At 62.1% G+C, this 13,766-nt stretch carries 10 protein-coding genes and 1 pseudogene; 7 read left to right on the forward strand and 4 right to left on the reverse strand.

Annotation, left to right across the window (positions count from 1 at the left end; translation table 11 throughout):
* Positions 1-53: 53 nt before the first annotated feature.
* Together ACF089_RS25530 and ACF089_RS25535 are read left to right on the forward strand one after the other, a co-directional pair.
* Entirely contained in the window at positions 54-413 is a 360-nt protein-coding gene (locus ACF089_RS25530) for a helix-turn-helix domain-containing protein (RefSeq protein WP_392031281.1), read from the forward strand.
* A gap of 44 nt (positions 414-457) precedes the next feature.
* Positions 458-916 (forward strand): hypothetical protein, encoded by a 459-nt coding sequence (locus ACF089_RS25535; RefSeq protein WP_392030826.1) that lies wholly within the window; start codon positions 458-460, stop codon positions 914-916.
* 505 nt (positions 917-1,421) lie between these two features.
* Here ACF089_RS25535 and ACF089_RS25540 read toward each other — a convergent pair.
* The gene (locus tag ACF089_RS25540; RefSeq protein WP_392030829.1) at positions 1,422-2,522 is read right to left on the reverse strand and encodes an SGNH/GDSL hydrolase family protein; all 1,101 of its coding nucleotides are present in this window, start codon (positions 2,520-2,522) and stop codon (positions 1,422-1,424) included.
* Between the two features lie 225 nt (positions 2,523-2,747).
* Here ACF089_RS25540 and ACF089_RS25545 point away from each other — a divergent pair.
* A pseudogene (locus ACF089_RS25545) lies at positions 2,748-3,075 on the forward strand (hypothetical protein); the annotation flags it as partial.
* Positions 3,076-3,107: 32 nt separating this feature from the next.
* On the opposite strand, the gene ACF089_RS25550 reads toward ACF089_RS25545, so the two are convergent.
* A complete protein-coding gene (locus tag ACF089_RS25550; RefSeq protein WP_392030831.1) occupies positions 3,108-3,965 on the reverse strand; it encodes a hypothetical protein in 858 nt (285 codons plus the stop codon).
* 1,878 nt (positions 3,966-5,843) lie between these two features.
* Between ACF089_RS25550 and ACF089_RS25555 the strand changes: the two genes are divergently transcribed.
* From ACF089_RS25555 to ACF089_RS25565, 3 genes are all read left to right on the forward strand, one after another.
* Positions 5,844-6,743 carry a DNA adenine methylase gene (locus tag ACF089_RS25555; protein ID WP_392030834.1) on the forward strand — a complete coding sequence of 300 codons (900 nt, stop codon included), beginning with the start codon at positions 5,844-5,846 and terminating at the stop codon, positions 6,741-6,743.
* Positions 6,744-6,891: 148 nt separating this feature from the next.
* Complete coding sequence (locus ACF089_RS25560; RefSeq protein WP_392030837.1) at positions 6,892-8,994, forward strand: helicase HerA domain-containing protein; 2,103 nt, start codon at positions 6,892-6,894, stop codon at positions 8,992-8,994.
* Between the two features lie 10 nt (positions 8,995-9,004).
* Positions 9,005-10,438, forward strand: coding sequence for a hypothetical protein (locus ACF089_RS25565; protein ID WP_392030839.1), 1,434 nt, complete (start codon positions 9,005-9,007; stop codon positions 10,436-10,438).
* A gap of 137 nt (positions 10,439-10,575) precedes the next feature.
* Here ACF089_RS25565 and ACF089_RS25570 read toward each other — a convergent pair whose 3' ends face one another.
* The gene (locus ACF089_RS25570; RefSeq protein ID WP_392030842.1) at positions 10,576-11,304 is read right to left on the reverse strand and encodes an HNH endonuclease; all 729 of its coding nucleotides are present in this window, start codon (positions 11,302-11,304) and stop codon (positions 10,576-10,578) included.
* A gap of 110 nt (positions 11,305-11,414) precedes the next feature.
* A complete protein-coding gene (locus ACF089_RS25575; protein ID WP_392030845.1) occupies positions 11,415-12,941 on the reverse strand; it encodes an AAA family ATPase in 1,527 nt (508 codons plus the stop codon).
* A gap of 471 nt (positions 12,942-13,412) precedes the next feature.
* On the opposite strand from ACF089_RS25575, the gene ACF089_RS25580 reads away from it, so the two are divergent.
* A partial coding sequence (locus ACF089_RS25580; RefSeq protein WP_392030848.1) for a DUF2637 domain-containing protein occupies positions 13,413-13,766 on the forward strand: 354 nt, incomplete at its 3' end.

Here is a 13,766-nt window from a genome sequence, read left to right on the forward strand (position 1 = left end):
CGCGTGGTCGCACTGCGGGGCTTGAGGAGTTCGCGGCATGGATCGAGGATCTGATGCGCGAGCGGGGCTATGACATCGACAATCCGCGAGGCGGCGGCAAATCGAAACTCGCCGATGACGCGGGGGTCCACCGCGCGGCCGTCAGCAGGCTGCTCCAGCGGCAGAGCATGCCCGATCTGGAGACGATGCGCAGACTGTCCGCCGTACTGTCCGTCCCGTTGCGGGACATGCTGATCCGGTCGGGCAGGCTGTCCGAGGACGACCTCCCGGTGACCGTTTTCCGCCGCCGCGAGGAGGAGGGCGGATCGCAGCGCCTCACGCCCGAGGAAGCGGCACGGAGAATGGGGGTACCCACCGAGCTGCGGGAGACATTCGTGAAAGTCGCGAAGCAGTTCCTGCCGGAGGGGGCATAGCGGCTCCCAGGGGGCGGGCCGACGGGGGTGTGAGGAGTGCGCACATGGTCAGAGAGTCGGACGAGGAAAGCCGCCAGAGGGAAGGAACCCGATCGGGGTCCGGCCGCGGTCACGCCGAATCGGATCGTCTGTCGCACCTGCTGGCCGAGCTGAGCGAGAAGGTCAGGGAGGCGGGCATCGAGGGAGTCCGCATTCTGACCGAGGACGAGGTGCAGCGCGATCAGCTGCTCTGGTTCAGGTCGGGCTGGGAGGAACACGCCCGCGCCATGGAACCGGAGCTGCCGGATCCCGGCACGCATCCCGAGGACCGGCCCGGCGAACACCCGGGCGACGGCCCCGGCCTGCTGCTGCGCTTCCCCGACGGCGGCGGCCGCCGGCCCGGCCACCCGCTCCCCATCGTGGGCGCCGGCGACGCCTCGGTCCGCGAACTGATGCCCCACCGCCCGCGCGCCCGCACCCGCGACACCGGCCCCGCGACCCGGATGACCGAACGGGACGGCTGAGCGAGAACGAGCCGCCCCGCCCGCGGACACGACCGCCGCCCCGCCCGCCGGCACGACCGCCGAGGCGAGCCGCCGCACGACGACCGCCCCGGCCCCGGCCGATCAGCCGCCCGCGACCGGTGCCACGCCCACCTCATCCGCACCAGCGCCGCGAGCACCCCGATCCCGAAGAACCAGCCCCCGGTCTCCACACTCCGCAGCACCCCCGCGGTGACCCCGATCGCCACGGCGATCACCGCCCCCGAATACGCCAACTGCCGTGTCGGGTCACCGAACTTCACGAACCCGAGCAGGTTGAACGCGATCCACACCACGAGATAGGCGATCGCCACAAAGGCCACAACGGACCCTCCCCTGCCCGCCCTTGAGGACCACCCCATCCCCAAGGTAGTCACCCCAGCCCCCGGCGGACCGAGTCCGCCGTACGCGTCCGGTCCGAATGGCCGGCCGGTCCGCCCCCGGGTCGCTGGGGCCAGGGGCGGACCGGCGGTGCGATCAGGTCAGGTCAGGTCAGGGCCTTGCGGACGGCGGCTTCGACCAGGGTGGCGGTGTTGGCGTGGCCGGCGGCGTTGGGGTGCACGAGCGTGGCCCGGTTGCCCGCGGAGCACTTCAGGGTGACCAGGCCGACGGCGAGGTCGCTGGGCCAGTACGGACCGGCCTGGCCGCAGACTCCCTCGACCCACTTCGTGGCGCGGGGCTGACAGGCGTCATGGCCGACGCTGGAGGCGGCGACGTCGACGTAGGCGTATCCGTAATCGACAAGGTCCGTGGCGTCTTCGACGATCGCGTTCAGCTCGGTGTTCACCTGGCTCAGCCAGGCGATGTCTCCGCGGGTGGCCGAGAGCCGGGTCTCGGCGTCCTTGATGTCGGCCGCCAGCTCGGTGGTGTCCTGGCGGTCGCAGGCAGCGGCGTCCGACGGGACGACCGTGGGGTAGCCGACCGTGATGACCTTGGCGTTGGGCGCCTTGTCGTGCACGGCCTCCAGCATGGCGACGTACTCCCGGAACACCCGCTGGAACTTGTCGCGGATCGATTCGGGGTCGAGGATGAAATCGCCCCTCTCGTAGGCGTCCCTGCAGGGGGTGGCGTCGTCTTCCTGCCCGGTGCCGAGGATCAGACAGGACGTGAGGATCTTGCCGAACGGCAGGCTGTTGCCGCCGACGCCGATCGTGACCACGTCGGTGCTCGCGCTCAGTCCGGCACGTTCGATCTGCGCGTCCACGGAGGGCCAGCCGCCCTCGGGGGGCTGCACCGGACTGACGGGGGTCTGCCGGGCGGCGTCGATCTCGGCGATGGTGGCCGCGCCGCAGCTGAAATCGGTCAGCTTCACCGTACGACCCGCCGGCGGCCCCTCCGCGAGCTTGGCCCTGACGAGGTTCGGGTACGCGCCCGTCGTACGGTCGCATCCGTCCCGCTCCGTACTGCCCAGCTCCGGACGGGGGGAGCCGACGAACACGCCGGCCGTGTACGAATCGCCGAGCGCCGCCCACTCCACCGGCTCCGGTGCCGCCGAAGCCGCACTGCCCGGAACAGCGGCCGCGAGTGCCAGCGCGGCGAGCGCGCCCAGCGCCACCCTGCGCGCGAAGGATGTCTTGAGGTGGAACACGTAGCCCCCTGAGAGCAGGAAACGGGCCAATTGGCCCATAGCGCTCCGCACTTAACCATTCACGCCACGTCATGGTCCACGGTCCTGATGACCATTCACTCCACCGTGTCCCGAGCCGGCCTCCCCTCGGACGATTCCACCCCCAGACCCCGCCCCGCGGATCACGGCCCACCCCACAAGCGGATCGCCACGACCGCGACGGCGCCGGTGATCAGTGAAAGGGGGAGCGGGCTTGTCTCCGCTTCCTCCGTGGGCACGGAGCCGGACGCCGCGAACTCCGGAAGCTCCTCGCGCGGGCTGCTCGGGTGCCCGGAACCGAGATCGCCCCGCACGAGTGGGCGACCGGGGAGACCGGACATCCTTCGTCTCGATCCTGTCCGATCGAGGTATCCCGCTGGACGAGATCTCCCGGCTCGTCGGCCACTCCAGCACCGCCGTCACCGGGGAGGTCTACCGGAAACGCATCCGCCCGGTGATCCAGACCGGGGCCGTCGCCAGGTACTGCCTCCCCCCGTGTCGGGACCCTGGCCGTGGGCACGGACGATCTGGCTGATCTGGGTGAATTCTCTGGGAGCGGTTGATCGGTCAGCCCGCCTGAAGCTCCGCGATGACCTGCTGTGCCCGGTGCCGGGCGGGTTCGATCCTGGGGTCTTCCGGGTGGGCGTCCGGTCCGAGGATCTTCGCGCATACGAAGAGGGTCATCAGCTTGCCGTCCCGGCTCTCGAAGTCGTGCCGCCGCTCACGCCGTACGCGGTCGGCCAGAGCGGGGACGGCGAGCGAGGCGGCCCAGAGCGTCGCGGCGTCGAGGCCCTGGGGGGCGTTTCCCCAGTCCTCCCAGTCGAAGAGGGAGAAGGCCGGCGCGCTCATGTTGGCCCAGTTCAGGTCGGCATGCGCCGGAGCCCATCGCGCGACGGCCGTGTCGATCACCTCGGGGAATGTGCCCCGGATCGACTCGCTGACCAGCTCCTGCGTGATCGTGACGGTGTCCGGAGTGGCCACGCGCCTCGTCGTGTTCCGCGCGAGCGCGTCCAGGGAATCCCCGAAGGCCCGCCACCACTCCTCCGACAGCGTCGGCTCCTCAGCCGGGACGGCGGTCCCGATCGGCGTACCAGAAAGAAGGTCGGTCTCGTCGGCCCGCCACATCACCGGCTCGCCCGCGTCCCGCCAGACCACACACCCCCGCCACGCGGGCTGGGCAACGCCTTCCAGCCGGGCAGCGCTCTCCGTACCGTTCCACCCCTGGTCGGTGATCTTGTCGACCGGTCGCCGCTCCACCCGTACCCAGGTGCCCCGGCCCGTGCGGGCCCCCACGGACCGGCGCTTGCGCACTGCCGTACCCGGGTCCAGTCGGGTCTGAAGGGATCGCGTGACGCGCTCGAGAACCTTGTCGACCGGCTCGACTCGGAGGTCGACAGAGCGAACAGCGGGGGCCGATTGCGTCATGCGGGGGACCGTAGCAGCGGGCCCAGGGTCAGCCGCTCGGGGCTCGCGGCCCCGAGCGGCAGGAAGACGTTCAGGGTGTGCTCCCCTTCGAGGAGCACACCCTGAACGGGTTTCAGCGCAGCCAGTGCTCTACTGCCATGGCAACGAAAGCCATCGTGCTCACGAGCGCCAGCGACTTGACCGGTGCGCGATCAAGGGTCACGTGCAAGGGGCCGCAACGAAGCTCGAAAGTGGGCGGGCGCGAGGACGGCTCTGACGGGCAGGGTGCTTGAGCGTCGGAAACAACGACAGAGTTGAGGCGCTTGGCCATGACTTCTCCGATTCTCTTGCCCACGAGACATGTTGACCGTAGGCAGGTGGATGGCTCGGTGATCCGAGTGCGCCCACTTTGGATCAGCCGCTACTTAGCGCCGCAAGTCCCGCTGCCTGCCCGCCCGTCTGCCTTCCGCCCTTGCCGGCGCGATCGACGACGGCTCGTGGCGACCAGGGAAGACCACGGTGGAAAGGCACGGCTGGGTTGCCGAGACTGCCCGTCTTCCAGACCCATGTGCTTGGGGCTGGACTGCTCGCGGCGGCCACGGAATACGCCACGAAGCGGAGCAGGCGCATGCCCGTCGGTGGAGTGCCATGAGTGCGGCCGAGTGCTTCCTTCGAGATCACGTCGTCGTGTGTTGGGGAGACGTCGATGTCCCGCGTGCGCCTGGCGATCCGAGGAACTGCCGGTGCTGGGGTGACGGCGGCCGGGCGCAGAAGCTGAGCGATGACGTGTGACGGCGGTGCCTTCGGCGGAGCGCCGCAGGCGATGGCTGGCCACTCTCCGGATTCGGCTCCGCTCTCAAGGGACCCGAACTCGGAAGGCGGCTCCCAAGAGGGCCCCCGAAACCACTCAGGGGCCCGACCCGCTCTCGCGGATCAGGCCCCTGACCTTGTGTTTCAGCTGTCGGGGTGGCGGGATTTGAACCCACGACCTCTTCGTCCCGAAGCAACTTGGGTGGGGATGGTGCCTTGGGTTGGTGGGCCTCTCACCTGCGCTGACGGTCCGCAGACGTTCGCGCTCGTCCGCTGGTGTTCGTCGGCGTTGTCACGCAGTTAGACACTCATGCTTCATGACTTCGGTCGCAGACTTCTGGTACGTACGTAGCGATGCTGCTCGAACGTTGGCCTCTATGTGGGGCATGAGACTTCAGTGGTCGGGCCAGTGGACGGAAGACCACCACAGCATGGACACAGCATCGAGGCGGGGTGAGTGTTCTTGGGCTGCACCGTGCTCCGCGCCTGCAATGTGGAGCGCTCGTGTGTTGGACGCTGCCGGCGAGAGCTGGTGGGCGGTCTGCTCCGAGCACGCTGTCTCTTCTTCGTGCTGTCTTCTTGCTTGCCGACTGAGTAGCACACGGATCCGGAAGCCGCCTGGATCTCAGAAGATGCTGCTGGTCAGGGCTAGGCGGGCAGCCAATCGGCTGAACTCAGTCCACAGGTAGTCCACGGGACCTGGTCACCTTCCTTGGGAGCTCTCTCATCTGCAGAAGGGGAAAGTTCGGCTCCGGCGCGGGTCGCCGGGGCGGTTTCCGCGTGGTTTGAGGAGGCTGCCTAAGAGCTTCGCGCCGCGTACTGGCTGCGGAGCTCGGAGGCTGCGACACCCAACGAAGCCGCCTGGAGATGCAAGGCGGCCGCGAAATTGAGCATCTGACCTGGGGGAACGCTGGAAGACCGCTACAGTAATCGTGTCGACGAGACTGGTTGGTTCGTCATGGGCATGGAGGTAGAGAGGATCCGATGGGGATAAAGCGAGGTGTCACACGTCGTCGCAGTTCGTGGCCGTCGGAAGCGGTGCTGGACAAGCCTGAGCCCCTTGTTGATCAGTCACTTTTCAGTCGCTCCGTGATCAGCCCTCTCAGATACCCGGGCGCCAAGCGCCAGTTGGTACCTGTCATCGAAGGTCTCATCGCCGCCAACATCCCCCCGCCGCGCCTGCTCGTGGAGCCATTCTGCGGAGGGGCGACGACGACCTTGAGGCTACTCGGCGCAGGAGTAGCTGAGCACGGCATCTTGGCAGACGTCGACCCGCTGGTTGCCGCCTTCTGGAAAACAGCCGCCTTCGATGCGTCGTGGCTGATCTCTTCCATGCATGAGCTGACGATAACGGTCGAGGAGTGGGACCGTTGGCGTGCCGCCAGCCCTCGCAGCCGACGAGATCGTGCTCTCAAGTGCCTCTTCTTGAATCGCACGACCTTCTCGGGGATCCTCCACGGCAGGGCGGGACCCATCGGCGGGCGGGCTCAAACATCGAAGTACACGATTGACTGCCGGTTCGGCCTGGAGGGCCTGACACGAAGGATCAACGGGGTGGCCGAACTGGCCTCGACAGGACGTCTGCTGGATGTCTGGCAGGCTGACTGGCGAACTACTCTACAGAGGGTCTCCGAACGCTTCGGGTTCCTTGAAGATCACGAAGTGGTCGTCTACTTGGATCCACCGTACGTAGACAAGGCCCTGTGGCTGTACGAGTGGTCGTTTGATAGCGGGGAGCACGGGGCCCTCGCATCGGCTCTGCTGGCAGACACTCATTATCGCTGGCTACTGTCTTACGACGACCATGGAGCGGTACGCGACCTCTACTGCGGTCAGCAGGGGCAGACGACCTTGCACGTCTCTCACAGGTACACCGCGGCGGGTTCCGAAAAGCGCACTGTCAAGGACGAGTTGCTCGTGACGAACCTCCCAACGATCCCGCCCTCAGACGACTACAGGGTCCTAGATCTAAAAGAGCCCCCCAACTAGCGCGAGTTGGACTAACCTCAACCGGGGCCCTCTGCGTTCGATGTGAAGTCGGCGCAGGCACAGGTGCGCTATGCCGGCGTCAGGGCACACCCGCGCAGGCGCGTTTCTGTCTGGCAGGCAGGCCGGACCTAGCTCTAGGGGAGAGCACATGACCAGGCTATCGGGTATTGCTGGAGCAGCCACAGCTGGCGGAAACCCGTTGACGGCGCTACTCGATGGCGCCAAGAGGCTGGGCGGGATCTACCACCTCGACTATGACAAGGCCATCGTCATCACCGACGACTTCGTAAAGAGGGAAGCGGGCGGTATCCCGCGCAACGGATTCCTCCTGGCGGCAGCCACGGTGCCCACTAAAGAGACGAATGCTCCGCTAGACGAAGATGAAGTTATCTTGCTCCGCGTCCGGGGAACCGCTGCGCTGCCCAATGAGAGCGAATTGATCGCCACGCGGCTCGCGGCTATGCGCACCGCAGATGTTCGCGATCAGCGACCAGAAGCCGTGATCGATAACCTGACCTCCAGCCAGATCGAGATGTCCGCTTTTGACTGCGAGGTACTTGGAACTTTCTACCCGGATTTGGTCGCACGTCAGCCGTACGTACAGTGGGGCGCCGATATCGACAACGTGTACTCGGGTGCCCGCTATTTTGTGTACCTCCCCTCAGAGGAAGTTCTCTCCTTCATCGCATCTTATCCTGACAAAACATCGGAAGAGATCGAGAAAAAGGAAGAGCCTGACCTGATCGATATCGGCGTTGTTCGTTTCTCTTCCACGCGCCGCCGCTCGGTAGCCGCAAAGATGGACAATGTCCCCGTGAAGGTTCGCGTGACCGACTTCATCTCGCGAAAGACCGCGGTCCTCGGTATGACACGTGTGGGTAAGTCCAACACCAATAAGACCCTTTGCACGGCCGTCTTCGAGCATGCAGCGCGCACTCGAAAGAATATCGGTCAGCTTATTTTTGATCCACAGGGTGAATACGCCAACGTAAACGAGCAGGACAAAACTGGCCTTCGGTTGCTGGGTATCGGCGGGGATCGCGTCCGGATCTACAAGATGAAGCCCGATCCCGATGATAGCCAGGAATTCCCCCTGGCTGTGAACTTTCATGACACGAATGAGTTTCCCATGGTGTGGGAGATGCTGGGGGATTCACTTGCGGACATGAGCGCGTCCTATGCTAACGCGTTCAAGACAGCTCGGCTGCTGGAACCCGATCGTGACGATTATCCCGTCGGACCTGCTGGCGAGCGCGAATATTATGACACTCTTTGCGATGTCCAAAGGGGCAAACTTGCCTTCTATGCCCTGCTTGCCAAGGCGAGTTACCCCGGGTCTGCGCCGGGTTTTACTCTCCGTTTTAAGATGGATAAGGCCACCCGGGCCGCGTTTGAAAATGACCGACCGGGCATCCTCGAGTTGGTAAATTCCAAAAATGGTCTCTGTGCTGTCCATTCCCCCGCGCAGGCTAAGACGGTTGTCACGTGGCTATCGGAACGCATAGCAGAAGTCGTTAACGACAATGTTCCGTCCCAGTATCAGCAAGTGAATGCCGCCACGTGGCAAAACTGCGATCCTTTTATGGCAGTGCTGGCCGTATTGGACGCTAGGGTAGGAAGCGCGGTACTTAACCGAATTAGGACACTGGTTGACTTTCATGACCCCGCGAGTCGCGGTGATCTAACTGACAAAGTTTGGGATGATCTGGTGGCAGGAAGGCTGGTGATTATTGACCTCTCCGTCGGGAGTGATCGAGTCATCACGATGCTATCTGAGCGCCTGGTTTTCCGGCTTATCGATCGCGCCAATCAGCGATTCAGGGCAAACTTGCCAAATGCGCCAATTCAGATCGTAGTTGAAGAGGCTCACAACCTTTTTGATCGAACTAAGGCGGGAAAGTCCACAGTAAAGGACGACCCCTGGGTGCGCCTCGCGAAAGAAGCTGCAAAGTACGAAATGGGCCTGGTGTACGCGACGCAAGAGGTGACGAGCATTGACAAGCGAATTCTGTCAAACACCTCGAACTGGGTCGTGGCACATCTGAACTCTGACAATGAGACGCGCGAACTGAGTCACTATTACGACTTTGCCGTCTTTGCCGATGGCTTGCGGAAAGTAGAGGATCGCGGATACGCCAGAATGAAGACATTCTCAGGGAAGTATATCGTTCCGGTGCAGATCGCGAAATTTGACCATGCCATGATCAACCGTGCGCGCGAGGCGGCTGGTCTTCCTCCTATCAATCCCTGAGGGTGATGAAATGTCTTATGAGCAAGAGCGGGCCTCACGGATTGGCCATGTGCAAACTGCGCTCAGTCCCGCGATCAGCGAGGCGATGGAGCGCTGGAAAACCCCGGCCCTTGAGGTAGGTGATCCTGCTCATATCACAGAAAGGCTCACTTCACTCGAAAATCTGAACAGAGATGACCGCCCCGAACCAACATTTGCCATTGCCTTTGACGGCTCCAACCAGGAAGTTGAGGCTCGCCCGGGGTACCCATCGGTCCGTGTGGGATACATTCAGATCGCCGGCGTGTACGTCGATATCTTGAAGTTCCTAGGAGCCAATAGCTCAGGCCTTGTTAATGCGCGTCAGCTGGAACGTGCACAGATAACGCAGACGGTGAACAGCGTCCTCCCCGGGTCCAACGTCTTCCTCAAAGGGGTCACTGGGCGAGACTCCTGGCGCGCAGAGTTCGACAGGAGTTTCGCTGAGTCAGAGATCACTGATTTCGGTAATTCATTCAGTCTTACCGATGCCCTCATGACTATCCACGGCAAACCCGGTGCTCCGGCTTCGTCTCTAACCCTGAGCAAATGCCCAGCCTGCGGAGCGTCAGACCAGAGAGTAACGGCCTCAGGGGGCGTATGTGCGAATCCGGACTGCATGGAGAAGCTTTACCCAACAGATGTCCTTCGCGGATACGAGGAGTTCACTGACGATGGGGAGAATGCACTCACTCTTACGCGAGCCATGAACATAGCTGAACGTCTGCTGCTTATTTCTTACATTGACGGCTTCTATCGGGTGGAACCCCGGATGCTGTCACAAGGGATCTTTATTACTGATGGCCCATTGGCTGTCTATGGTCCTGCTGCACCCATGAAGTCCAAGTTCCTCGAATATTGGACTCAACTCTGTGTTGCCATGGATCGGCGCGACATCGCGCCTCCTCTGTTGGTTGGAGTTGAGAAGTCCGGCCGCTTCGCCGATCACGCACGTGTAGTTGAGCGTCACATCCCAAACGGCCACGTCATGATGCTGGATACTCCTTATATCAATCGATATGTAACGAATCAGAAACCCGATCATCACTATGGGAAAGATGAGTTCTACGGTCGCCGATTCATCTACAAGACGAGTACCGGCGAGTCACTTGTCGTGACGGTTCCGCGAGTTCCTGGGGGGCATCCATACGAGAAACCTCGACGGGATAGCGCCGGCGACTTCATCCAGGTTCCATCCGAAAAATATGAGTCGTATCCAACGCTCAGAATGACCCTTGAGGCATTGGATCTCATGCAGACCCAGTTGTATCCCAACGCCGTTATTCCTGTCGCCCTCGCCCATTCGGCTTCTTCGCTCCCCTTGGGAACGGGCCGCAGCGTCCTGACGCTGCTCGCTCAAAGAAGCCTTGGGATGCCACAAGACAGCATTGGACTGAGTCGGTTCAAGCCGCCAAAATATAGGTAGCAGGGATGCTAAAGGTAACAGCTATCGGGTGCAAATAATTGAGTGGACGGAGTGGTTAAGCCGCAGTCCCCGTTCTCCTCGGCTAGCCCGATTAGCTGGAGAAAGTAATGTGAGGCTTCGCATACAGGTGGCGAACCTTAAATTTCATTCATGCCACCGTTTACATACCATTGGCTATTAGCCAAGGCGTTGCAGAGAGCGCCCTCCCACGTATTTCCCGCAGTCGACCAATATCCCGCCGCGGCCTCCTGTAGGTGCAGGCGCAGCTCATCTGGCCCGGCACGTTTGAGTAGGCCGAAGTGCTGTATTCTGTCAGTCGCGAGTTTTCCTGCTGCAGCAAGAGCGTACTGGCGGCGCAGCCCAAAAAACGTAAAGTGCCGTACTACCCGATCTGTGAAATTAGTGCTCCAATTGCCGTTCGGTCTAACAAAATACTCGGCACGAGCTGGCGAATCTTCGTGAATCCTTGCTTCCAGCCATTGACTGGTTCCAAGGCTGTCGAAGTAGGGATGAAGGAGCGTCTCGGTTTCATCTGCGGGATCCTTACTGGACTTCCTCTGGTTGCACTTGTTGCATGCCGGGACCAAGTTCGCTGGAGTGATCGCTAGAATTGGGTATTCACTCTTAGGTAGCTGGTGGTCGAGAGTTGTTGCGATACCTCGCCCGCACAAAGGGCAACGCTCGTACGGTGCACCCGCCAGGATTTGATCATATATATCACGGCCGGCCTTGCTAGTGACCAAGCCGCCGTCGTACGCGAATTCTAGGTACTCTCCGTCGCTCCCTGTTGCAGGAAGTTGTCTGTTGAGATCGTGCAGCGTTCCGTCACGCCCAGCTGCGAGGTACAGCATCTCTGCCGTATTCATGTCAGACGTTCTTGCGTCAATCCTATTGGAGTGTGGCTGACGTCGCATTCGTAGCGTCACCGCTGCCGCGGCTTCTGCGACAGTAACCTCAGGAATGTCAAGTTGCAGCATTAGCCCTCAAGTTCAGAGCGGCGCTCAGCGATCAGGGCGCGCAAAAGAGCACGTGCTTCCGTTCCAATTGAATTGAACCGGTCGATAATTTCCTCATGGCTTGCCCCGGAGTCAACCATTTCGGCTAGCCGCCGGTAGTATCCAGTTGCGGTTACCTCAAGGTGGAATACGGAGCGAGTTAGATCACCCACGTTCTCGCCCCACGTCTCGATCTCTGGGGGATCAGCCCGCAGCCTTCGGCCATGCCGGCGGAGTACGAAAGTACACTTCCGGGGGATCTCCTGGAGAACCACAGGAGAGTGTGTCGCGAGCAGAGCCATGCCGTTTCTGTCCCGGAGAAGATCCGAGATGCTCTTGACCAATGCTGAAAGTAGGGGTGGGTGAAGGTGCGTTTCTGGTTCGTCGATAAGGACGAGAGTCCGTTCCGTGACGCTTGCGACCAGATGGGTCATCGTCTGATAGACCATTCTGTGTCCTGAGCTTAGCTCTTCTAGCAACTCCTCGGCTTCTGCGGCAACCTCATTGATCGGCTCGCCCTCACTGACTTGCAACAGCAGGTCCTCCCGACCCTCAAGGAATCCAGATCCTGCGTAGTTGAGGGTCTGCATAGCTTGCAGCCATAGCTGCCGTCTCGTGCCAATCATGCAGACTTCAAAACTTTCTAGAAACTCCCGCTTTTGATCTTCCTCTGGCTTTAGGAAAGTTCCTCTATTCCCGCTTGCGTGAAGCCCGACGTATTTAAACGGGAGCAGTGTCGAAGTGCGCGTGTCGCTGGCGAAGAGAGTGTCAAATGCGCTGAATGATACGGCGACGACATTCATTGGCTCCGCAGTGTCATCGCTCAATTCCGAGATAATTGCCGCGCTTCTGGAAACTTTGCTCGCTAGCTGATGCAGGATTCTAGTTTTTCCGGCACCGTTGCGACCGATCAGCGCGTAAACATTTGATGGCGGATCGGAGTGGGGGTCCACCTTAAAGCGCAGATTAACGGAATTCGAGGCGCCAATTGGTTTGGCTTCAAATTTCCACTCATATCGAACTGTCCTGGCTCGCCCATAGGCGATCTTGGCTAGGCGATCGATCTCTGCCTCGCGGTTCTCAATTCCGCGCATGACGGATTGCTTCAAAACGGGTGAATCTCGAACCCGACGCCAGAGATGAGTGTTAAATGCTAGGTCATTCAACCCGCGGAAGAGGTTGTGGCGGACTTCATTCGGCAGCTCGTTTAGGCGGGAGTAGTAGGAATCGTCGACGCCAAGACTGAAATATCCTTGAGGTAGTCGATCGAATGTTTCGTCGAGTTGTTCGCGGGTTGAGAAGATGCCTGGCAGGTCATCGCTCTGCATTCCGGGGTGCGCAATTCGGAGGCGCCCTATCTTGGCAAGTCGACCACCTTGGGCGATGCGTGTCTTCAGTTCGAATAGCGTCTGAAATCCGGAATCATCCCATTGTTCCGGGAGCAAATAGGCTCCTGGTGCATCTCCGACCGCACTGTGCCACTCAACTAGCTTGAACGTGAAGCTCATCCAGGTAACTCCTAGCTACGTCGGGCTAACCACGGACCGCACGGTGGTGGCAGGCCCGAGCTCCACGTTCGTTCGAAGGCGCTGGAGCGTGCGAGTGCCCAACGCAGATTACCGCTCGGTCGTTTGAGCGGGTACATCCCGGTTGCGGGCAGTGATACCCCAAGGTTGCTCCTAGGAATCTTCGTTCTCTAGGAATGGCGTCGATGCCCCGCACCGACGCTCGCGATCGGTGGAGCGGCTTTGGGCTGGAGCTGCTTTGGCGCGAGTGATCATGGCCCCGTAAACCGGAACTGCCGCGCCTCGACGCGTTCCGCCCGGCGGCCTCGACCGTCGCTGTGGAAGCCGTCCCCTCCACGGGGCCCGTCGCCCGACCGGTGACCGACTAACTCACCCGCTCCCCACGGTTGGCGTGACCGCCTCACGCCGTGTCCCTACCCCGCCCATGCCTCGCACCGGAAGGGAACCGCACCGATGCGCGCCCACCTCGCCCGCTTCGATCCCGTGATCGTGCAAGCCGTCATCGCGGGAGCTCTCTCCTTCTCCCACCTGCACGACCTTGCCGAAGCCGCAGGGCAGGGCGGATGGAAGGCGTGGGCCTACCCGGTCAGCGTCGACCTGCTGCTTGTCGCGGCCTGGCGCCGGATGCGCGAACAGCAGCGCGCCGGACAACCTGCCGGAGGGCCGCGCCTCTGGTTCCTCGTCGCCCTGGCTGCTTCCCTCGGAGCCAACGTCGCCACGGCAGGACTCCTCGACCTTGAGCACGTCCCCGCCCCGCTCCGCGTGGTGGTGGCCGGCTGGCCCGCCGTCGCCTTCTTCGGCGGCACG

Source organism: Streptomyces sp. NPDC014894 (assembly GCF_043080985.1).
Taxonomy (GTDB): Bacteria; Actinomycetota; Actinomycetes; order Streptomycetales; family Streptomycetaceae; genus Streptomyces.

Excerpts from the sequence above, each read along its gene's own strand:
- ACF089_RS25530 (WP_392031281.1), top strand. The coding sequence starts at position 54 with ATGCGCGAGCGGGGCTATGACATCGACAATCCGCGAGGCGGCGGCAAA.
- ACF089_RS25535 (WP_392030826.1), top strand. The coding sequence starts at position 458 with ATGGTCAGAGAGTCGGACGAGGAAAGCCGCCAGAGGGAAGGAACCCGA.
- ACF089_RS25550 (WP_392030831.1), bottom strand. The coding sequence starts at position 3,965 with ATGACGCAATCGGCCCCCGCTGTTCGCTCTGTCGACCTCCGAGTCGAG.
- ACF089_RS25560 (WP_392030837.1), top strand. The coding sequence starts at position 6,892 with ATGACCAGGCTATCGGGTATTGCTGGAGCAGCCACAGCTGGCGGAAAC.
- ACF089_RS25565 (WP_392030839.1), top strand. The coding sequence starts at position 9,005 with ATGTCTTATGAGCAAGAGCGGGCCTCACGGATTGGCCATGTGCAAACT.
- ACF089_RS25570 (WP_392030842.1), bottom strand. The coding sequence starts at position 11,304 with ATGAATACGGCAGAGATGCTGTACCTCGCAGCTGGGCGTGACGGAACG.
- ACF089_RS25575 (WP_392030845.1), bottom strand. The coding sequence starts at position 12,941 with ATGAGCTTCACGTTCAAGCTAGTTGAGTGGCACAGTGCGGTCGGAGAT.